The organism is Streptosporangium longisporum (assembly GCF_039534895.1).
In the GTDB taxonomy this organism is placed as follows: Bacteria; Actinomycetota; Actinomycetes; order Streptosporangiales; family Streptosporangiaceae; genus Streptosporangium; species Streptosporangium longisporum.
In genome coordinates this window covers 14,768-36,740 of sequence record NZ_BAAAWD010000026.1, presented here as the reverse complement: position 1 = coordinate 36,740, position 21,973 = coordinate 14,768, and the positions used below count along the sequence as shown (strand labels likewise).

The window sequence follows — 21,973 nt, the reverse complement described above, 5'->3', positions numbered from 1 at the left end:
CATGTCCCCGACGAGTCCCAGCGCGCCGCCGCGGCACGACCCCAAGGTCACCACCGCGCTGCGCAGGTTCGCGATCTCGATCACGATCTTCAACATCTTCGGCTACACGCTGCTCGGCTTCGAGCAGCCCTGGACCTGGCCCTTCGTCGCCCTCGCCACCGGGTACGCCGTGGAGATCGGCCTGGAGTACATCGGCGCGCGCGGCGAGGGGCGGGCGCCGCGCTACCGGGGCGGCGGGTTCAAGGGCCTGATGGAGTTCCTCTACCCGGCCCACATCACCTCCATCGCCATGAACATGCTGATCTACGTCAACGACCAGATCCTCACGATGATGTTCGGCGTGGTCGTGGCGGTCGGCGCCAAGTGGGTGCTGCGCGCCCCGGTCAAGGGCCGGCTGCGGCACTTCATGAACCCGTCCAACTTCGGCATCGCCGTGCTGCTGCTGCTGTTCCCCTGGGTCAGCATCGCCCCGCCGTACCACTTCACCGAGAACGTCTCCGGCCCGGTCGACTGGCTGGTTCCGCTGATCATCATCACCACCGGCACTCTGCTCAACGCCAAGCTCACCGGCCGGATGTGGCTGATCGCCGGATGGCTGGGCGGCTTCGTGCTGCAGGCGGTCGTGCGCGGCGTTGTCCTCGACAACTCCATCACCGGGACGCTGGCCACCATGACCGGCGTGGCGTTCATCCTCTTCACCAACTACATGATCACCGACCCGGGCACGACGCCGTCCAGGCCGCACTCCCAGGTCGCCTTCGGCCTCGGCGTCGCGGTGCTGTACGGAGCCGTCACCGGCGCGGGCATCGCCTACGGACTGTTCTTCGCCACCGCGGCCGTCTGCCTGATCCGCGGCCTGTTCCTGTGGTCGCTGCACTTCGTCGAGCGGGCCGGTGAGCGGCGCGCGATGGAGGGCCTCGGCCTGGGCGACCGCCTGCCCGCCCCCGGGACCGTGGTCCCCGCGGCCGACGGCGGCACCGGCGGACGGGGTTCGGTGAACGGTCACCGGGAGGTCGTGTCAGCATGACGCGGATAGCGGTCGTTGGAATGGCGTGCCGGTACCCGGACGCCACCTCGCCCAGGCAGCTGTGGGAGAACGCGCTGGCGGGCCGGCGTGCCTTCCGCCGGTTGCCCGACGAGCGCATGCGGCTCGACGACTACTGGGACGCCGCCCCGTCCACCCCCGACCGGACCTACGCCCGCCACGCCGCGGTCATCGAGGGCTACGAGTTCGACCGGGTCGCGTACAAGATCCCGGGGAGCACGTACCGCTCGACCGACCTGACGCACTGGCTGGCGCTGGACATGGCCGCGCAGGCCCTCACCGACGCCGGGTTCACCGGCGGGGAGGGCCTGCCCAGGGAGCGGACCGGCGTGGTCGTGGGCAACACCCTCACCGGCGAGTTCACCCGGGCCAACCTCATGCGGCTGCGCTGGCCGTACGTGCGGCGCGTCGTCGGCGCCGCCCTGCGCGAGGCCGGCTGGGAGGACGAGCGCACGGCGGCCTTCCTCGCGGACGTGGAGGAGGCCTACAAGCGGCCCTTCCCGCCGGTGGACGAGGACACCCTCGCCGGCGGGCTGGCCAACACCATCGCCGGGCGCATCTGCAACCACTTCGACCTGGGCGGCGGCGGGTTCATCGTCGACGGGGCGTGCTCGTCGTCGCTGCTGTCGGTGTCCACCGCGTGCCGGATGCTGGCCGACGGCGAGCTGGACGTCGCCGTCGCCGGAGGGGTCGACCTGTCCATCGACCCCTTCGAGATCATCGGGTTCGCCAAGACCGGCGCCCTGGCCAAGGGGGAGATGCGGGTCTACGACCGCGGCTCCAACGGCTTCTGGCCGGGCGAGGGCTGCGGGATGCTCGTGCTGATGCGCGAGGCCGACGCCGCCGACCGGCGGGTCTACGCCTCCATCGCCGGCTGGGGCATCTCCTCCGACGGCAAGGGCGGCATCACCCGGCCCGAGGCCGAGGGCTACCGGCGCGCGCTGCGCCGTGCCTACGACAAGGCCGGCTTCGGCATCGGCACCGTGGAGCTGTTCGAGGGCCACGGCACCGGTACCCCGGTCGGCGACGCCAACGAGCTCACCGCGCTGTCGGAGGCGGTCCGGGAGAGCCGGTCCGGTGACGGCCCCGCCCGGCCCCCGGTGATCGGCTCCATCAAGGGGATGATCGGGCACACCAAGGCCGCGGCCGGGGTGGCGGGCCTGATCAAGGCCGTGATGGCCGTGCACGAGGAGGTGCTGCCCCCCGCCACCGGCTGCGTCGAGCCCCACCCCCTGCTGACCGAGGAGCCCGCGCTGCGCGTGCTGCGCAAGGCCGAGCCGTGGCCCGAGGGCGCCCCGGTGCGGGCCGGTGTCACCGCGATGGGCTTCGGCGGCATCAACACCCACATCGTCCTGGACAAGGCCGGTCCGCGTCGCCGCGCCGTCCTGTCCGCCCGCACCAGGGAGCTGGCGGCGTCGGTGCAGGACACCGAGCTGCTGCTGGTCGACGCGGCCACCCCCGGGGAGCTGCGCGACCGGCTGACGCGGCTGGCCGGTTTCGTGCCGAAGCTGTCCTACGCCGAGCTGGCCGACCTGGCCGTCGGCCTCCAGCGGGACCTGCGCGACCTGCCCTGGCGGGCGGCCGTGGTCGCCACCTCCCCCGACGACGCCGAGGCCCAGCTGACGAAGGTGCTCACCGCGCTGGAGGCGGGCGAGAGCACCCTGTTCGCGCCGGACGGCCGGGCGTTCCTCGGCAGGACCTCCGGCGTGGGCCGGGTCGGCTACCTCTTTCCCGGCCAGGGGTCGGGCCGCGGCACCGGCGGCGGGGCCCTGCGGCGCCGCTTCGCCGAGGTCGAGGAGGTCTACGCCAAGGCGGCCCTGCCCGGTGGCGGCGACACCGTGGCGACCGCGGTCGCCCAGCCCCGGATCGTCACCGGCTCGACGGCCGGGCTGCGGGCCCTGTCGCTGCTGGGCATCGACGCCACCGTCGGCGTCGGGCACAGCCTCGGGGAGATCTCCGCCCTGCACTGGGCCGGGGCGATGGACGAGGACACCCTGCTGCGCACGGCCGCCCTGCGCGGCCGGCTGATGACCGAGCACAGCACCCCCGGCGCGATGGCCGGCATCGCCGCGGCACCGGACACGGTGACGGCCCTGGCCGCGGACCTGCCCGTCGTGATCGCCGGGTACAACGGCCCCGCCCAGACGGTGGTGGCCGGACCGGTCGACGCGATCGAGGCCATGGGCCGCCGGGCCGGGAACGCGGGCCTGCGGTGGACCCGGCTCGCGGTCTCGCACGCCTTCCACTCGCCGCTGGTGGCCCCCGCGGCCGACGCCCTGGGCGCCGCCCTGACCGGGGAGACCTTCCGCCCGGTCGAACGGCGCGTCGTCTCGACCGTGACCGAGCGGGAGCTGCCGGCCGACACCGACGTCGTGGCGCTGCTGCGGCGGCAGATCACCGAACCGGTCCGGTTCGTCCAGGCGGTGGAGATCGCCGCCAAGGACGTGGACCTGTTCGTCGAGGTCGGCCCGGGGCGGGTGCTCACCGGGCTGGCGTCCGCGGCGACCGGCGTGCCGTCGGTGGCGCTGGACACCGACGACGAGTCGATCCGCGGGCTGCTGAGGGTGGCCGCCGCCGCCTACGTCACCGGCGTCCCCCTCGACCACGGGGCCCTGTTCCACGGCCGGCCGAACCGGCCGCTGGAGGTCGGTGCCGAGCTGACGTTCTTCGCCAGCCCGTGCGAGCAGGCACCGCAGGTCCGCATCGGCGCCGCCGGGCCGGTCGTCCCGGCGGACGCGCCGGCCCTGACGTCCCCCGGCACCCCGGCGTCCCCTGCGGTCCCGGCGTCCCCGCCGGAGCCGGGGGCGGACGACGAGGGCCTCTCGCCGCTCGAACTGCTGCGGCGCCTGGCGGCCGAGCGGGCCGAGCTGCCGCCGGAGATGGTCCGCGACGACAGCCGGCTCCTGGACGACCTGCACCTGAGCTCGATCACCGTCGGGAAGGTCGTGGAGGAGGTCGTCCAGCGGCTCGGCGGCGCGGCCGGGGTGATGCCCGGCAACTACGCCACCGCCACCGTCGGGGAACTGGCCGAGGCCATCGGTGAGCTGGCCGGGAACGAGCCGGGCGCCGGAAGCGGCCAGGCACCCCAGGTTGAGGGGGCCGCGCCGTGGGCCCGCGCCTTCGCCGTGGAGCTCGGCGAGGCACCGCCACCGGCGCGCACCGAGTACCGGGAGCCGGGCGGATGGCGGGTGCACGCACCCGGCGGCCACCCGTTCGCCGACGAGCTGCGCCGCGCCCTGCAGGAGGCGGGCGTCGGCCGGGGCACCCTCGTCTGCCTGCCCCCCGGCTGCGCCGAGCACGACCTGCCCCTGGCGCTCCAGGGGGCCAAGGCGGCGCTCGGCGACGAGCCGGGCAGCCGGTTCGTCCTGGTCCAGCACGGCCTCGGGGCGGCCGGCCTGGCCAAGACGCTCCGCCAGGAGGCCCCCCACCTGGCGGTGACCGTCGTGCACCTGCCCGAGACGGGCCTGCCCGCGCGCACGGCCGTCGAGCGGGTGGTCGCGGAGGTGGCCGCCACCTCGTCCTACGCCGAGGCCCACTACGACGCCGACGGCGCGCGACGGGTGCCGAGGCTGCGGACCCTGCCGGTCAGGGCGATCGACCCGAGGCCGCCGCTCGACGGCACGGACGTGCTGCTGGTCACCGGGGGAGGCAAGGGCATCACCGCCGAATGCGCGCTGGCCACCGCCTCCGCCTACGGCGCCAGGCTGGCCGTGCTGGGCCGCTCCGACCCCGCCCGGGACGAGGAACTGGCCGCCAACCTGCGCCGGATGACCGACGCCGGTGTGACCGTACGGTACGTGCGGGCCGACGTGACCGACCCCGCCCAGGTGCGCCGGGCGGTCGCCGAGGTGGTCGCGGAGCTGGGGCCGGTCACCGCCGTGCTGCACGGCTCCGGCCGCAACGAGCCCGGCGCGCTCGCCGGCCTCGACGCCGAGGCGTTCCGGCGTACCTTCGCCCCCAAGGTCGGCGGCCTGCGGGCCGTGCTGGACGCGGTCGACCCGCAGTCCCTGCGGCTGCTCGTCACGTTCGGCAGCATCATCGGCCGGGCCGGGCTGCGCGGCGAGGCGCACTACGCGACCGCGAACGAGTGGCTGGCCCACCTCACCGAGGAGTGGGGCCGCACCCACCCGCACTGCCGCACCCTGTGCATGGAGTGGTCGGTCTGGTCGGACGTCGGGATGGGCGAGCGGCTGTCGGTGATCGAACCGCTGATCCGCGAGGGCATCACCCCGATCTCCCCCGAGCAGGGGGTGCGGATCATGCGCCGGCTGCTGGAGGACCCCGGGACACCCGCCACGGTGGTGATCAGCGGCCGTACCGGGACGATCGACACGATCGGCCACGTCCGGCAGGACCTGCCCCTGCTGCGCTTCACCGAGCGTCCGCTGGTGCACTACCCCGGTGTCGAGCTGGTCACCGAGGCCGAGCTCAATCCCGGCACCGACCTCTACCTCGCCGACCACGGCCTCGACGGGAACCTGCTGTTCCCGGCGGTGTTCGGCATGGAGGCCATGGCGCAGGCCGCGGCGGCGGTGACCGGCCGCGACACGCTCCCGGTGATCGAGGAGGCCGAGTTCCTGCGGCCCATCGTCGTATCGCCGGACGCGTCCACCACGATCAGGATCGCGGTGACCGTCACCGACGACGACACCGTCCAGGCGGCCGTCCGCAGCGCGGAGAGCGTGTTCGCCACCGACCACTTCCGGGCCCGGCTGCGCTTCGGCGACACCGCCGTGCCGCAGGGCCCGCCCGAGCAGGCCGGCGACGACCTGCCGGACGTGCCGCTGGACCCGGCGAGCGAGCTGTACGACGGCCTGCTGTTCCAGGGACGTCGCTTCCAGCGCCTGCGGCGCTACCACCGGGCCGCGGCGCGCCACGTCGACGCCGACGTCGAGGCGACCGACGCCACCGACTGGTTCGCCGGCTTCCTGTCCGGGGAACTGCTCCTGGGCGACCCGGGTGCCCGTGACGTCTTCATGCACGGCAACCAGGTCTGCGTGCCGGACGCGACGCTCCTGCCGACCGGCATCGAGCGGCTCCACCCCGGCGGCGCCGCGCTGGCCGAGGCCGGGACGGTGCGCTACTGCGCCACCGAGCGGTGGCACGAGGGCGACGTCTACGTCTACGACATCGCGGTGCGCACCCCGGACGGCCGGGTCGTCGAACGCTGGGAGGGACTGCGCCTGCAGGCCGTGCGCAAGCAGGACGGCCGCGGCCCCTGGCCCGCGCCGCTCCTCGGCCCCTACCTGGAGCGGACGGCGGAGAGCCTGCTCGGCACCCGGGTGGCGGTCGCCGTCGAACCCGGCGGGCAGGCCGACCCGGACGCCGCGGCGGCACTGGCCGTACGGCGCGCGCTCGGCCGCGACGTACCGCACGTGCCGGGGTCCGGACCGGACGGCGGCGTGCCGGCCGCGGTGTCCCACGGGGCCGGTCTCACGCTGGCGGCCGTCGTAGAAGGAGGGGACGGCGAGGCCGGCGCGAGGGTCGCCTGCCACGTGGAGGCGGTGGCCGAACGGCCCGAGCGGGAGTGGGCCGGGCTGCTCGGACCGCACGCGGCGGCGCTCGCGCGGCTGGCCGACGAGACCGGGGAGGCGGCCGCCTCCGCCGGGACCCGGCTGCTGGCGGCCCTGCGCTGCCTGCGGGACGCCGGCGTCCCCCCGCGGGACCCGCTCACCGTGGTCCCGGGGCGGCGCGGCCCGTGGGTGGTCCTCACCTGCGGCTCCCTGCGGGTCGCGACGCTCGTCACGACACTGCGGGACCTGCCGGAACCGGTCGCGTTCGCGGTCCTCACCGACGTCGTCACCGAAGGAGGAGGGGTGTAGCCCGTGTCGAAATACTTCGAATACCTGCACACGGTCGGCTTCGAGGAGACCAACCTCGTCGGCAACGTCTACTACGTCAACTACCTGCGCTGGCAGGGACGGTGCCGGGAGATGTTCCTCAAGACGCACGCCCCGGACGTGCTCACCGAACTGCAGGAGGACCTGAAGCTGTTCACGCTCCACGTGGACTGCGAGTTCTTCGCCGAGCTGACCGCGTTCGACGAGCTGTCGATCCGGATGCGCCTGACGGAGATGACGCAGACCCAGCTGGAGTTCGGCTTCGACTACGTCCGGCTCGGCGCGGACGGCGGGGAGACACTGGTCGGCCGCGGGCGGCAACGGGTGGCGTGCATGCGCGGGCCCAACAACCGCACGGTGCCGGCCCGGGTCCCCGAGGCGCTCGTCCGCGCCCTTGGGCCCTACATGCCGCAGACCGTGCCCGTCCGATGACGCGGGAGGCCAGAGATGAACGTCGACGTGACATCCCCGCCGGTGATGGACCGCCCGTCCGCACCGGCGGTGCCCCACCCGTCCCCGCCGTCGGGCCACCGCCCGTTCCCGGCGGCGGTGGACCGCGACGCGATGCGCCGGGCGTGCGGCGCGTTCGCCACCGGCGTCACGGTCGTGACGACCGGCGGCCAGGCGGTGCACGGCATGACCGCCAACTCCTTCACCTCGGTCTCCCTGGATCCGCCACTGGTGCTGGTGTGCATCGGCCGGGACGCGGTCATGCACGCCAGGCTCTCCGAGACCGCCCACTTCGGGGTGTCGGTGCTCGCCGACGACCAGGAGGGTGTGGCGCGCTACTTCGCGCACCGGTCACGGAAGCTGGGGGCGGCCCAGTTCGAGACCGTCGCCTGGACACCCGGGCGGTTGACCGGGGTGCCCCTCATCGAGGGGGCCCTGGCCCACTTCGAGTGTGAGATCCGCTACGCCTACGGCGGCGGAGACCACACGATCTTCGTCGGTGGCGTCCTGTCGCTGGACCGCCACGCGGGCGGGGACGGGCTGGTCTTCGCCGACGGGAGGTTCCGCAGACTGGGGGAGAGGACGGTGACGGCATGAGCCTCACGACGTCGCCCCCGGCGGCCCCGGTACGCCGGAGGCCGCCGGGGTCACCGGGACGGCCCCGGGAAAGAAGGATGCCGGGACCGCCCCGGCGGGAGACCCCGGGGTTGTTCGTGAAGCTGGTCCGCGACCGGCTGGGGATGCTGACCGAGGCCGCGCGGCGCTACGGCGACGAGGTCCGCATCTCCGTCGGTCCGCAGACGCTGTACTACTTCAACCACCCCGACCACGCCAAGCACGTGCTGGCCGACAACGCCGAGAACTACAACAAGGGGATCGGGCTCGTCCAGGCCAGGCGTGCCCTCGGCGAGGGGCTGCTGACCAGCGACGGAGAGCTGTGGCGGGCCCAGCGCAAGGTGATCCAGCCGGTGTTCCAGCACCGGCGGATCGCCGGCTACGCCGGGGTGGTCGCCGAGGAGGCCGAAAGGCTGGTGACCCGGCTGCGGGAGCGGGCCGGCGGCGAGCCCGTCGACGTGCTGGGCGAGATGACCGGCCTGACCCTCGGCGTGCTCGGCCGCACGCTGCTGGACGCCGACCTGACCGCGTTCGCCTCGATCGGCCACTCGTTCGAGGCCGTGCAGGACCAGGCGATGTTCGAGATGGTGACCCTGAGCAAGGTCCCGCTCTGGCTGCCGCTGCCCAAGCAGCTCCGCTTCCGGCGCGCCCGCCGGGACCTGCAGCGCGTCGTCGACGCGCTGGTCGCCGAGCGTGCCGGCCGGGCCGGTGAGCACGGCGAGCCCGGCGGGGTCGGCGAGGACGCGGTGTCCCGGCTGATCGCCGCGAACCGGGGGGCGGCCGACATGCGGGGCAGGCTCCGCGACGAGCTGGTCACCCTGCTGCTCGCCGGGCACGAGACGACGGCCAGCACGCTGTCGTGGACCTTCCACCTCCTGGACCGCCATCCCGAGGTCTTCGAGCGGTTGCACGCCGAGGCGGTCGAGGTGCTCGGCGACCGGTCGCCGGCCTTCGAGGACCTGCGCCGCCTGAGGTACACGACCATGGTCGTGAGCGAGGCGATGCGGCTGTACCCGCCGGTGTGGATCCTGACCCGCCAGGCCAGGGCGGACGACGAGGTCGCCGGGTACCGAGTGCCGGCCGGGGCCGACGTCCTGATCTGCCCCTACACCCTGCACCGGCATCCGGCCTTCTGGGACCGGCCCGAGCGGTTCGACCCCGAGCGGTTCGCCCCGGACCGCTCGTCGGGCCGGCCGCGCTACGCCTACATCCCGTTCGGCGCAGGGCCGCGGGTCTGCGTCGGCAGCAACCTCGGGATGATGGAGGCGGTCTTCGTGACCGCCGTGGTCGCCCGGGAACTGCGGCTGACCGGCGTGCCGGGCCGCAGGGTGGTCCCCGAGCCCATGCTCTCGCTGCGGGTACGGGGCGGGCTGCCGATGACGGTGCACCGGCTCGGCTGAGCGCCACCGTTCCCCGTGTGAGACGACGGTCCGCCGCCGAGGTCGAGATCCTCGGCGGCGGACCGTCGTCTCCCGGAGGTGTCTCCCGGCGTCGTTCCCGTCGTCTCCCGCGGTCGTCTTCCGGGACCGCGGACACCCGGCGGCACCCGGCGGCGATACCGCCGGGTGCCGGAGGCGGTTGAGCATTTTACGGTGTCACCACGGTTGAGCGTTTTATGGCGTCACCACAGGTCGGACTCCCGGAACGGGCTGCTCGCGGCATCACATTCCGTTCCCGGGACCCGGCGCGCGGCCGGGCCCGGGGTCAGCTCGCGACCAGGTCCCGGGTGCCGGCCCGCGACCAGTCCATGACCTCGCCGGCGGGGACGACCGGGTCCACGGCCTCGTCGGGCCGGGCGTCGAACACGGCGGGCAGCACGGGCGGGTCGAACACCCGCCTCGGCCGCAGCGGCAGATCCACCGTCCGGGTGGTGCCGGACCGCACGGTGATCGGCCCGCGCACGCACAGCAGGGCGGACTCGGACTCGCCGCGGCTCCCCGGCGCCGTGTCGTGACGGACCAGGGAGTGCGCCACGAGGTACCACGAGCCCGGGGGCACGCGGTCCAGCGTGTACGAGCCGCTGGAGCGGACGATGGTGGAGCGCACCGGCCAGCCCTCCGGGACGGGGTCGGGGAACAGGCCGACGCAGACGAGGTCGGAGCCCCCGTCCGGCGGTGCCAGGAGGTCGCCGCGGACGACCGCGTCCGCCGCCGTGGCGGCGCCCTCGTGCACCGGGGCCCGCATCCCGGCACCGCGGTCCCTGCGGTACTGGGTGGGGGCGACGCCGACGCTGTACTTGAACCGCGTGCTGAAGGTGCCGACCGCGGAGTAGCCGACCTGCGTGCAGACGTCGGCGACGCACAACGGGGTCGACAACAGCAGCGACTTCGCCTCCTGCAGGCGTACCGCCGACAGGAAACGGCCCGGCGGTACTCCGGTGAGCCGCCGGAAGATACGGGAGAAATGGAACTTACTGAACATGGCGACACGCGCCAGGTCATCGATGGTGAGTTGCTCGCCGGGGCTGTCGCACATCGTCTCGATGACTCGTCTCACAGCCCGCTCGATCTCGTCTTCCATCTCTTTTCCGTTTCGCGAAGAGGTGGCCAGCCGATTCCCGCGGTGGAGCGTGACCGGCTCGCCGAGGCTTCCTTTCGTATCGGTTTCCGGACCGGGAAGGCCGCACTGTCCTGGCGGCCGGCCCGGCCCGTGGTTCGCGTCCCTGGGCCGGACGGCATTCCCGAAGTGCCGTACAGACCGATGGGATTGAACGTACGCTTTCTCCTCGTATTCCAAGGCCGTTGACGGCAGGGGAATACGATTCGAATGAGCATTTTATGGTGTCACCATAGGTCGGCCTCCCGGAACGGGCTACTCGCGGCATCACATTCCCTATGTGAATAATTCACATCGAGAACGTGATCCGGTGACTACCGGCGCGGGGAGGTCTGGTGCATCCTCTGCGTGGACCTGACGGGACGGACCCCGCGGGATCGGCCCGCGGGTCCGTCGCGTGAGGGAGCAGGAGGAGCCATGAGCGCCGTGGACACCGTCGAGGCGCCCCGCCCGGACCCCGCCCGCCGCTGATGTCCGCTTCCGGTGACGACGGCGCGCGAGCGCCCGCGAGGGTCGACCTGTGGTCGCTGCGGGAGGACGTCCACGTCGAGACCGACGACGACGGGAACGTCGTGCTGCGCGGCCGCTGGGGCGACACGACCGTCCCGGCCCCCGGCAGGGCCGTCCTGGAGGCGCTCCGGCGCATGGGCTTCGGCCCGGTGTCCCTGGGGAACATCGCCTACGGCGACGGCGAGCGGCGGGAGCTGGACCGGCTGCTCGACAGGATCCAGCCGATGGTCATCCGATCGTTCGCGGTCGATCCGGAGCGGCCGCTCATCTCCGTCGTCCCGATGGCGCAGCAGGCGCGCTTCACCCCCGTCACGCCGGCCGCCGGGACGCCCATCCGCCTGTCGCGGTTCGCGGTCCTGCGCACCGACGGCGAGCGCTACTTCCTGGAGTCCCCCCTCAGCCTGCACCGCGTGGACCTGCACCACGCCGACGCCGTACGGCTGATCGGGGCGCTGGGCCGGGCCGTCCTGCCCGCGGAGGTGGCTGCGGCGCTGCCCTACCCCGTCGACCTCGTCCTCGACCTGCTCGGCCACCTGGCCGGGGCGGGGATGGTGGTGACGGCCGAGGCGGGTGACCGCCCCCGCGGCGCGGTGTTCGCCGAGGACACCGCGCCGGCGCTGGCCGCGTGGACCCCCCTCGACCTGATGTTCCACACGCGCTCCACCCTGGGGCGGCACGACAACGACTTCGGGGCGACCTACCCCCTGGGGGACCGCTGGGACGTCGAGCCCGCGGTCAAGCGGTCGCCGGACCTGCCGGGCATCGCCCTTCCCCGGCCGCGCTGGGGGGAACTGCTGGCGGACGACCCCCCGCTGACCGTGGCGGTCGAGGCGGGCGGCCCGGCGACGCGCTTCGCCGACGCCCCGCTGACCGGACGGGAGATCGGGCAGCTGCTCTACCGGGCGGCGCGGGTGCGTGCCCTCGTCCCGCCGGACCGGGACGGCTCGACGGTCGCGACCAGCGACCGGCCCTACCTGAACCTGGGGGGCTGCTACGAGTTCGAGTTCTACCTGGCGATCGGCGACTGCACCGGGATCCCCCGGGGGGTGTACCACTACGACCCCCTCGGCCACCGGCTGGAACAGGTCAATCCCGACCCCGAGGCCGTGGCCGAGCTGCTGGAGGGCGGCCGGCTGGCCGCGAACCTCGCCGAGGCGCCACCCGTCCTCATCGCCGTCACGGCGCGGTTCCGCAGGCTGTCGCGCAAGTACAACGGGCTGAGCTACGCGCTGGTGCTCAAGAACGTCGGGGCGGTGCTGCAGACCCTGCACCTGGTCGGCACGGCCATGGGCCTGGCCGCGTGCTGGACGGAGATCATCGACATCGACGTCTCCGCGCGCGTGCTCGGGCTCGACTGGCGCGTCGAGTCGGGGGTGGGCGGCTTCCTGGTGGGCCGGCCCGCCGGTCCCTCGCCCGCCCGGCCGGACATGCGCCCGGCCAACGACGCGCGGTGGGGCGACCGGGCCAGGACGCGCCTCTCCCGAGGACCCGACAGGAAGCCGTTCATGTCTGGATCCGCCTGATATACAGTGCATTGAGCTTCGAGCGTCACCGAGTCGATACAGTCCGCACCGGGGAGGCAGGGTTCGATGGCGGGGAGCGCGCCGGATCGGCGTCGGCCGTCGTCCCCGCGCAGGCTCACCGGTCTGCTGCCCTGGCACCGCGGCATGTTCGAGGGCGCCGCCGCCGACGTGTGGGCCCCGCCGATGGGCCTGTCGCTCTCCGTCGCGGTCCTGTGCGGGTACGTCCTGATGACGCTGATCAACCTGCTGAGCGGGCTGTGGGCGTTCCCCGACGGCTTCGAGCCGCTGGGGTTCGTCCTGTTCGCCGGTGTCCTCGCCCTGCAGCTCGCGCACTCCTCGCGGCAGCCGAGACGGTGGCCGGTGCGCCGCCGCGCGCTGACCCTCTCGGCCCAGGCGCTCGCGACCTATCTGCCGTACGCGTGGTTCGGGCCGCCCTGGTCGGTGCTGGGCGGTTTCCTGGCCGCGGCCGTGCTGCAGACGCTGGGGACGGTCGCGTCGCGCTGGGCGCTGTACCTCCTGGTGGGGGTGACGTTCCCGCTGGTCCCGCTGGCGGCGGGGATGGCGCTGCCCGACGCGGCGCAGCTGGCCGGGGTGACGCTGCAGACCGGCCTGGTGATCTACGGGGTGAGCTCGCTGTCCGGCGTGGTGGCGGAGGTGCACGCGGCGCGCAGGGACGTGGCGCGCATGGCGGTGGTGCGGGAGCGGCTGCGGGTGGCGCGCGACCTGCACGACCTGTTCGGCTACCACCTGTCGGCGATGGCGCTCAAGGGCGAGCTGGCCTGCCGGCTGCTGCCGCGGTTCGCCGACCGCGCGCGGACCGAGCTGGAGGAGGTGCTGGGCATCGCCCGGCGCGCGCTGGCCGACGTGCGGGTGGTGGCGGGCGGGTACCGCGACATCTCCCTGCGGGAGGAGGCGAGGACGGCGGTCTCGACGCTGTCGTCCGCCGGGATCGACGTCCGGGTGAGCGTCCCCCCTCGCGCTCTGGCCGGGGAGATCGACGCGGTGATGGCGATCGTGCTGCGCGAGGCGGTCACCAACACGCTGCGGCACAGCAGGGCACGGCGGTGCGTCATCGAGGTCGCCCACGACGACGGTACGGGGGAGGCCGGGAACGCGGGGGAGGGCGGCGAGGCCGAGGAGACCGGGGACACCGGGGACACCGGGAACACCGACGGTGCCGGGGAGGCCGGGGCGGGGGGCACGGTCCGGCTGCGGGTGACCAACGACGGGGTCGTGGCCGTCCCCGAGGCCGCCTCCCAGGGCAGCGGCCTGGGGAACCTGGCCTGCCGGCTGGAGGACGTCGGCGGCGGCCTGACGGTGACGACGCGGGAGGAGTGGTTCGAGCTGGTGGCCGAGGCCCCGGCGGCCCCGGCCGTACCGGCGGGGAGCACCGGCACGGCGGGGGCTGCGCGGACCCGGCGCGGCCCCCGTGGCCCCCGCGGCCCCCGCGGCCCCCGCGGCCCCCGCGGCCCGGTGTGGCCGCTGCACAGGTACGGGACGCGGGAGAACCGGTCCGAGACGCAGGCGCTGCGGATGGCGATGCTGCTCACCTTCGGGACGCTGGGCGGCTACACGCTGCTGACCGTGGTCAACGTCCTGAGGCTGGCACCGGACCGGGGCGCGTTGCTGGCGTCCGTGCCGTGCCTGCTCGCCGTCCTGGGCCTGCAGATCGCCCACTCCGTCTACCGGCCGCGACGCTGGCCGCGGCGCGTCCGGGCGCTGACGCTGTCGGCCCTGACGCTGGCGACGTTCCTGCCCCCGCTGTGGCTCGGCGCCGCGTGGGAGTCGATGGCGGGCTTCCTGGCGGGTTCGGTCCTGCTGGTCGTGACCGGGTGGGCGCGCTGGGTCCTGTACGCCGCGGTGGGCGCGGCCGTCCTGGCGGTCTCCGCGTTCTGGGGGCACGAGACCGCCCTGATCGGGTACGTGACCGTCTCCAGCCTGCTGACCGGCCTGGTGGTCTTCGGGGTGAGCTCGCTGTCGGGTCTGGTGGACCAGGTGCACGCGGCACGGGGGCAGGTGACGCGCATGGCGGTGGAGCGGGAGCGGCTGCGGGTGGCGCGCGACCTGCACGAGGTGCTCGGCCGCAACCTGTCCGAGGTGACGATGAGGAGCGAGCTGGCCCGCCGCTTCCTCCCGGAGAGCCCGGAGCGGGCCCGGGAGGAGGCGCGCGAGATCGCGAACATCGCCCGCCGGGCGCTCTCCGACGTGCGGGTGGCGGCCAGCGGCTACCGCGACATGTCCCTGGCCGCCGAGGCGGAGACGGCGGCGGCGTCGCTGTCGTCGGCGGGCATCGACGTGAGCCTGGACATCCGCTGCGGGACGCCGCCCAGGGAGCTGGACACGATGATGGCGATCGTGCTCCACGAGACGGTCACCAACGTGCTGCGCCACAGCAGGGCACGGCGGTGCGCCATCGAGGCCTCCGCGGGCCGGGACGCGCTGCGGCTGCGCGTCAGCAACGACAGGGCACGGGACGGCGAGCCGCCCGACCTCGCCGGTGCCGACGCCGAGGACGACAGCGGGCTGGGGGACCTGCGGGCACGGCTGGAGGGGGTCGGCGGCCGGCTGACGGCCCTGGTGCGTGACGGCAGGTTCGAGGTGACGGCGGAGGTCCCGCTCTCCGCGGGGCGCGCGGGGGGTACGGGGGGCCCCGGGGGCACAGGAGACGCTGACGCAGGGCGGCGGACGGCGCAGGCGTCGCAGGCACCGCGGGCGGTGCCGCCCGCAACGGTCCGGACACTCCGCGCATCCGTTGATGAGGAATCCTGACTGATTCGACCCTTGCCTGTCAGGTATTGCGCCTTGTCATGCGATAAGTAACCTTCGTACCAGGCGCACCCCAGATTCAGCGTATCCACCGCGGACGGCTGTTCTGCGGGCCCGGAGAACCGGCCGCACCGTGCCACGGCGGCGACCGGAACGGGACCGCCGGGCCGTACGCGCCGACGGGCGCCGCAGGCCGGGCCGGAGGCGATGCTCACGGAAAAAGGCTGGGACGGGCGGTTTGCGGAATCTGAAGGTTCTCCTGGCGGAGGACGTGCGCATGGTGCGCGGGGCGCTGGCCGCCCTGCTCGACCTCGAGGACGACCTGACCGTCGTAGCCCAGGTCGAGCGCGGCGACACGATCGTGCCGACCGCGCTCGAATGCCGGCCCGACGTCGCGGTCATCGACATCGACCTGCCCGGACTCGACGGCCTGGCGGCGGCGGAGATCCTGCACGGCAAGCTGCCCTCGTGCCGCACGCTCATCCTGACCGGCCTGGGCCGACCGGGGACCCTGCGCCGCGCGCTGTCGGTCTCGGTCTCCGGCTTCATCCTCAAGGACGCCCCCTTCGAGGACCTGGCCGCGGCGATCCGCGGGGTGGCCGCGGGACGGCGGGTCATCGACCCGCAGCTCGCCCTGACCGCCTGGGACGTGGGGGAGAACCCCCTCTCCGAACGGGAGGTGCAGATCCTGAAGCTGGCCGCCGGAGGGGCCGAGGCCCCGGAGATCGCCGCCACCCTGCACCTGTCGGTCGGCACCGTGCGCAACTACCTGACCAGGATCCTGACCAAGCTGAACGCGCGCAACCGGGTCGACGCCATCCGGATCGCCACCGAGGCCGGCTGGGTGTCGTAGGGGCCGCCTCCCGGGAACGGGCACGCGGCACGCGGCACGCGGCACGCGGCGTGCGGCGTGCGGCACGCGGCGTGCGGCGTGCGGCACGCGGCGTGCGGCGTGCGGCGTGCGGCGTGCGACATGCGGCGGAAACGGTGCCCGGCACGACACCGGACCCGCACGACACCGGACCCGCACGGCACCGGACCCGCACGGCACCTGCCCGCACGGCACCGGAGCGGTGGCGCGCCGGTCCGGTACCGTGCCGCGCCGGTCCGGTGCCGTGCCGATCGCATGCGAGAAGATGCCCCGGTGTCCGGGCCGTCCCATGATGGGGGAGTCGGCAGGCCGTCGTCCTGCCCCCCTACCTGCGCATCTCCCGGGAGGCGACACCGTGCGACCCGGTACCCAGTCCCCAGAGCGGACCGCGACGCTGGAGGCGTTCGCGGACACGTTGATCCCAGGGGAGAAGAGATCCCCCGACGACCGCGCGATCGCGGGCGCCGCCGCCGGCGGTGGCGCGGTCGCGGCCGGCGCCATCGAACTGCTGGAGTGGCCGGCGACCGGGGTGAGCGACGCCCTGGACGACTTCACCCGCGACCTGAACGCGCACGCCCGAGCGTACGCGGCCGAGCACGACCTGGAGCTCGACGCGTCGGTGCCGCCGTTCGTCGCGCTCTCCTTCGACCACCGGACCGCCCTGGTGGAGCGGCTGACCGCGGCCGACCACCCGGAGCGGGAACTGTGGGTCCTGCTCGCGATCTTCAGTTACATGGCCTTCGACTCGGCCGCCCACCTGCACACCCGCGACGCGCTCGCCGCGGGCCACCCCGGCCTGACCGCGATGGGGCTCCTCCCGCCCGACCCCGACGGCCTGTGGCGGTTCCCGGAGAACTCCTACGGCCGCGCGCTGGCGTCGCCCCACCCGGCCACGACCGCCTCAGGGAGCCCGGCATGAACAGCATCGAACGCACCGACGTCCTCGTGGTGGGAAGCGGCTTCGGCGGCGCGATCACCGCGTACCACCTGGCCGCGGGCGGCGCCAAGGTGGTGATCCTGGAGCGCGGGCCGTGGCTGCGGCCCGAGGAGGTCGAGCACGACTACAAGCTCGGCTCCTCCTGCACCCGGATCTTCGACTTCGTCGTGGGCGACGGCATGAACGTGCTGGGCGGCAACTGCGTCGGCGGCGGCAGCATGGTGTACTTCGCCGCGCTGCCCCGGGCACCGCGCTTCGTGTTCGAGCGGCACGGCTCCATCGGCAGGCGCATGTGGCCGGCCGCCCTCAGCCGCGACACCCTCGACCCCTGGTACGACCGCGTCGCCGAGTCGATCCCGGTCAGCACGCAGGACTGGAAGGACGTCACGTACGCGGGCGGCCTGTGGGCGGCGGCCTGCGACCACGCCGGCCGCACGGCCAACCCGGTCCCGGTCGGCGTCGACAACGCCACCTGCGTCCGGTGCAACTGGATGATGGCCGGATGCCGTTTCGGCGCCAAGCGGTCGCTGCAGACCAACTACCTGCCGGCCGCCCTGGCCCACGGCGCGCAGATCCGCCCGCTGCACGAGGTGCAGCGCATCTCCCGCACCGACGACGGCGGTTACCGCGTGCACTACGACCTCATCGACGGCGAGGACTACCGGGTGCGGACCGGGAGCGGGCGGATCGACGCGAAGATCGTGGTGCTGGCGGCGGGCGCCGGGGCCACCCCGGTCATCCTGCAGCGCAGCGAGGCCGTCCTGGGCCGGATGCCGCACGCGGTGGGCCGCTACTTCTCCGGCAACGGCGAGCGGCTCAGCACCGCCGTGATGAACGAGGACCGGGTCCGCGAGGTGCTCGGCCTCAGCCGCGGCGACGGCGCCGCCTACGAGGCGTTCCACATCGGCAAGGGGCCGTGCGTGGCCAACTGGGACCGGCTCGACGCCTCCCTGCCGGAGTTCACCCGCTACTCGCTGGAGCAGCTCTACTTCCCGCCCGGCCTCGGCACCATCCTCGCCCAGGCCCCGGGCGTGGACGGGCCGGGCGCCTGGTTCGGCCCGCACAAGAAGGAGATGCTCAAGCGCTGGCGCTCCTGGCTGATCATCTTCGAGATGGTCGAGGACGACAACGAGGGCCTGTTCGGGCCGCCGCCCCCCACCGGCAACGCCGTGCGCATCTCCCAGCAGCTCCTGGGACGCGGCTCGCTGCGCTACCGGCCGTCGCCGACCACCCGGCGCGCCTGGGAGATGGCCGACGCCGACGTCAAGGACATCCTGGAGCGCGACGGGCTGGCCGAGGTGGCGCCGTGGACGGGCGACCTCGTCGGCGCCTACACCGTCCACCCGCTGGCCTCGTGCCGCATCGGCGACGACCCGGCCACCTCGGCGCTCGACGACCGCCACGAGCTGCGCGGCCACCCCGGCATCTTCGTCACCGACGGCTCGGCCGTCCCCGGCGCGCTGACCGTCAACCCCGCCATGACCATCGCCGCGCTCGCCGAACGCGCCGTCCCCGGCATCGTGCGGGCCGCGCGGGAACGGGGCGTGGAGGTGACCTACGGCGCGTCCGCGCCGGACGGGTCGACCGCGGGACGGCGCGGCGTGGCGGCGCAGATCCCGCTGCTCGTGAACGGCTGAGCACGATGCCGGCACCGCTCGACCGCCTCGTCCGCCACGGCGCGCGCAGGCACGTCCGCCACCTCGCCCCGGTCGCGCCGGGCGGGGCCCCGCCCCTGGTGGCCGGGGTCTACGCGCAGGTGGAACGGGACTTCGGCATGCTCGCGCCGCCGGTGGCCCTGCACGCGCCCGCACCGGAGACGCTGGCGGCCTGCTGGGCGATGCTCCGCGAGACCCTCGTCGTCCCCGGGCTGCTCGGCCGGGCCGCCAAGGAGGTCGTCGCCACCGTGGTGTCGCTCGGCAACGCCTGCCCCTACTGCGTGGACGTCCACGGGGCGATGCTGCACGGCCTGGTCGGCGCCGCCGACCCGCTCGCCGTCACCGGCGGGCGGGACGGGGCGGTCGCCGACCCCGGCCACCGCGCGCTCGCCGCCTGGGCACGGGCCGCCGGGACGGCAAAGGACGCGGCCCGGCACGGCCTCCCGTTCCCGCCGGAGTGGTTCCCCGAGCAGGCCGGGGTGCTGGTGACGTTCGAGTACCTCAACCGCATGGTGAACGTGTTCCTGACCGGGGAGCTCGTGCCGCGCGCGCTGCCGGAGACGCTCCGCGCGGGCCTGACGCGCCTGGCAGGCCGGGCCATGCGGCCGGTCGCGCTCAGGAAGGCGGCGCCGGGCGACTCCCTGGCCCTGCTGCCCGCGGCCCCGTTGCCCGCGGACCTGTCGTGGGCCGCGCCGTCCCCGGCGATCGCCGGAGCCCTCGCGCGCGCCTCGGCCGCGATCGAGGAGGCCGGGCGCCGCTCGGTGCCCGCCGGGGTCCGCCGGCTGGTCCTGGCCGAGCTGGAGACCTGGAACGGGGAACGGCGCGGCCCGAGCCGCGCCTGGGTGAACGAGGCGGTGTCCGGGCTGCCCGCCGCCGAACGGCCCGCCGGGCGGCTGGCGCTGCTGACCGCGTTCGCCTCCTACCAGGTCGGCGCGGCCGTGATCGAGGAGCTGCGCCGGCACGGCGCCGGGGACCGGGCGCTCGTGGAGACCGCCGCCTGGGCGAGCCTGGCGGCGGCGCGGCGGGTGGCCCGCTGGACGTGGCGGCCCGGCCCGCCGATCGGACCCGGCCGCGACCCACGCCGCGAGCCAGGCCGCACCTGTCGTCAATCGCACATGTCGTCAACGTGAAGGACGGAGAGATGATCGGACTGAAGGAAGTGATCGCGGACCTGACCGCGGAGTGCGACGAGCTCGACGCCCTGGTGGCCGGTCTCGACGACTCCCGCTGGGACACCGAGACCCCGGCCCCCGGCTGGACGATCAGGCACCAGATCGGCCACCTGTCGTTCGTGTTCCGCATCGCCGGCCTGGCGGCCTCGGAACCGGAGACGTTCAAGGCGGTGACGTCGGGCGCCGGAGCGGACTTCAACGGCGCCGTCAACGCCGCGCTCGCCGAGTACCTGCGCCTCACGCCGACCGAGCTGCTCGACCGGTGGCGCAAGGAGCGCGGCGCCTGCATCGAGGCGCTTGCCGCGGCGCCGCCGGAGAGGCCGGTGCCGTGGCTGGTGCGCCCGCTGCCGCCCGCGGTGCTGGCGTGCGCGGGGCTCATGGAGACGTTCGCGCACGGCCAGGACGTCCGCGACGCCCTCGGCGTGACCCGCACGGCGCACGACCGGCTCCGCCACGTGTGCGGCTTCGCCGCGCTGACCTGGGAGTTCGGCTACCAGGCCCGAGGGCTGACCCCTCCGGCGACGGCGTTCCGGTACGAGCTCACCGGCCCCTCGGGCGAGACGTGGGCCTTCGGCCCCGAGGACGCCGAGCAGCGGATCACCGGGCCCGCGCTGGACTTCTGCCTGCTCGTGACCAGGCGACGGCACCGTGACGACCTCGCGGTCACCGCGACCGGCACCGACGCCGACCAGTGGCTGGACATCGCCCAGGCCTACCGCGGCCCGGCCGGTCCGGGACGCCGTCCCGGCCAGTTCGCGGCCCGGCAGGCCTGACGGCTCACCGCCGCGCGGGACGGGCCACCCGGCCCGTCCCGCGCAGGAGTCGAAACGCAGAGGGAGGACCACGCACGATGATGGTCGTCATGTCCGGTGACGCCACCCACCAGGACGCCCACCAGGTCGTCGCCCTGGTGCGGTCGGCCGGGGGAGAGGCGTTCGTCAGCCGCGGCGGGAACCGGACCGTCATCGGCCTGACCGGCGACGCGGAGCTCCTCGGCTCGATCGGCCTGCACCGGATGCGCGGGGTGGAGCGCGTCGCCCGTACCTCGGACGGGTACCGGCTGGTCAGCCGGGTGCCCGGGGTGGAGCGGTCCGTGGTGGACGTCGCCGGGGTGCCCATCGGCCCGGGGACGATGACGCTGATCGCCGGGCCGTGCGCGGTCGAGACCCCCGAGCAGACGCTCCAGGCGGCCAGGCTGGCCCTGGCGGCCGGTGCCGTGCTGCTGAGAGGCGGCGCCTTCAAGCCGCGCACCTCGCCGTACTCGTTCCAGGGACTGGGGGAGCGGGGCCTGCGGATCCTCGCCGACGTGCGGGAGGAGACCGGGCTGCCGGTCGTCACCGAGGTGCTGTCGGCGGGCGACGTCGAGCTGGTGGCCGGGTACGCCGACATGCTGCAGATCGGGACCCGCAACATGCAGAACTTCCCGCTGCTGCAGGCGGTGGGGGAGGCGGGCCGGCCGGTGCTGCTCAAGCGGGGCATGAACGCGACGGTCGAGGAGTGGCTGATGGCGGCCGAGTACATCGCCCAGCGCGGCACCCTCGACATCGTGCTGTGCGAGCGCGGAATCCGCACCTTCGAGACCTCGACCCGCAACACCCTGGACATCTCCGCGGTGCCGGTCGCGCAGGGCCTGTCCCACCTGCCGGTCGTCGTCGACCCGTCGCACTCGGCCGGCCGGCGCGACCTCGTGGTGCCGCTGAGCCGGGCGGCCGTCGCCGCGGGCGCCGACGGTGTCATCGTCGACCTGCACCCCCGGCCCGAGACCTCGCTCTGCGACGGCCCGCAGGCACTGGGCGGCCAGGACGTCCCCGAGCTGGCCCGCGCGGTCGAGGACGCGGCCCGCCTGATGGGCCGCCGACCGGCCCGGGACCTCACGGGCCGCAGGGAGTCCGGGGAGTCCGGGGACCTCACGGGCCGCAGGGAGTCCGGGGAGTCCGGGGAGCTCACCGGTGGCGAGGCGTCGGAGGACCGGGGGCTGGTGACCGTCTGACGTTCCCTTCGAGGCAGGAAGGCGAGGAGGCCGGGCCGCCGAC

Annotated in this window: 14 protein-coding genes; 13 read left to right on the top strand and 1 reads right to left on the bottom strand. The window is 74.4% G+C overall.

Annotation, left to right across the window (positions count from 1 at the left end):
- Position 1: 1 nt before the first annotated feature.
- The 5 genes from ABD832_RS37480 to ABD832_RS37460 all read left to right on the top strand — a co-directional run bounded on the left by ABD832_RS37480 (position 2) and on the right by ABD832_RS37460 (position 9,350).
- The gene (locus ABD832_RS37480; RefSeq protein WP_344905990.1) at positions 2-1,027 is read left to right on the top strand and encodes an enediyne biosynthesis protein; all 1,026 of its coding nucleotides are present in this window, start codon (positions 2-4) and stop codon (positions 1,025-1,027) included.
- Positions 1,024-6,867, top strand: a complete 5,844-nt coding sequence (locus tag ABD832_RS37475; RefSeq protein WP_344905987.1) for a type I polyketide synthase — start codon at positions 1,024-1,026, stop codon at positions 6,865-6,867. Before ABD832_RS37480 ends, ABD832_RS37475 begins: the two co-directional genes overlap by 4 nt.
- Positions 6,868-6,870: 3 nt before the next feature.
- A complete protein-coding gene (locus tag ABD832_RS37470) occupies positions 6,871-7,317 on the top strand; it encodes an acyl-CoA thioesterase (protein WP_344905984.1) in 447 nt (148 codons plus the stop codon).
- A 15-nt stretch (positions 7,318-7,332) separates the two neighbouring features.
- A complete protein-coding gene (locus ABD832_RS37465) occupies positions 7,333-7,932 on the top strand; it encodes a flavin reductase family protein (protein ID WP_344905981.1) in 600 nt (199 codons plus the stop codon).
- 77 nt (positions 7,933-8,009) lie between these two features.
- On the top strand, positions 8,010-9,350 hold the full coding sequence (locus tag ABD832_RS37460; RefSeq protein ID WP_344905978.1) for a cytochrome P450: 1,341 nt from the start codon (positions 8,010-8,012) through the stop codon (positions 9,348-9,350).
- A 304-nt stretch (positions 9,351-9,654) separates the two neighbouring features.
- Here ABD832_RS37460 and ABD832_RS37455 read toward each other — a convergent pair whose 3' ends face one another.
- Positions 9,655-10,470 carry a helix-turn-helix domain-containing protein gene (locus ABD832_RS37455; RefSeq protein ID WP_344905975.1) on the bottom strand — a complete coding sequence of 272 codons (816 nt, stop codon included), beginning with the start codon at positions 10,468-10,470 and terminating at the stop codon, positions 9,655-9,657.
- A 506-nt stretch (positions 10,471-10,976) separates the two neighbouring features.
- Here ABD832_RS37455 and ABD832_RS37450 point away from each other — a divergent pair.
- From ABD832_RS37450 to aroF, 8 genes are all read left to right on the top strand, one after another.
- Positions 10,977-12,539: a SagB/ThcOx family dehydrogenase gene (locus tag ABD832_RS37450; protein WP_344905972.1), complete on the top strand. Its 1,563-nt coding sequence runs from the start codon at positions 10,977-10,979 to the stop codon at positions 12,537-12,539.
- 66 nt (positions 12,540-12,605) lie between these two features.
- Positions 12,606-15,308 carry a sensor histidine kinase gene (locus ABD832_RS37445; protein WP_344905969.1) on the top strand — a complete coding sequence of 901 codons (2,703 nt, stop codon included), beginning with the start codon at positions 12,606-12,608 and terminating at the stop codon, positions 15,306-15,308.
- 235 nt (positions 15,309-15,543) lie between these two features.
- Positions 15,544-16,158: a response regulator transcription factor gene (locus ABD832_RS37440; RefSeq protein ID WP_344905966.1), complete on the top strand. Its 615-nt coding sequence runs from the start codon at positions 15,544-15,546 to the stop codon at positions 16,156-16,158.
- A 373-nt stretch (positions 16,159-16,531) separates the two neighbouring features.
- Positions 16,532-17,095 carry a DUF5987 family protein gene (locus ABD832_RS37435; RefSeq protein ID WP_344905964.1) on the top strand — a complete coding sequence of 188 codons (564 nt, stop codon included), beginning with the start codon at positions 16,532-16,534 and terminating at the stop codon, positions 17,093-17,095.
- Entirely contained in the window at positions 17,092-18,750 is a 1,659-nt protein-coding gene (locus ABD832_RS37430; protein WP_344905962.1) for an FAD-dependent oxidoreductase, read from the top strand. The genes ABD832_RS37435 and ABD832_RS37430 overlap by 4 nt, the downstream gene beginning before the upstream one ends.
- Before the next feature lie 5 nt (positions 18,751-18,755).
- Complete coding sequence (locus tag ABD832_RS37425; protein ID WP_344905960.1) at positions 18,756-19,898, top strand: carboxymuconolactone decarboxylase family protein; 1,143 nt, start codon at positions 18,756-18,758, stop codon at positions 19,896-19,898.
- Positions 19,899-19,909: 11 nt separating this feature from the next.
- Positions 19,910-20,713, top strand: coding sequence for a TIGR03084 family metal-binding protein (locus ABD832_RS37420; RefSeq protein WP_344905958.1), 804 nt, complete (start codon positions 19,910-19,912; stop codon positions 20,711-20,713).
- Between the two features lie 77 nt (positions 20,714-20,790).
- Entirely contained in the window at positions 20,791-21,930 is a 1,140-nt protein-coding gene (gene aroF, locus ABD832_RS37415) for a 3-deoxy-7-phosphoheptulonate synthase (protein WP_344905956.1), read from the top strand.
- Positions 21,931-21,973 lie beyond the last annotated feature (43 nt).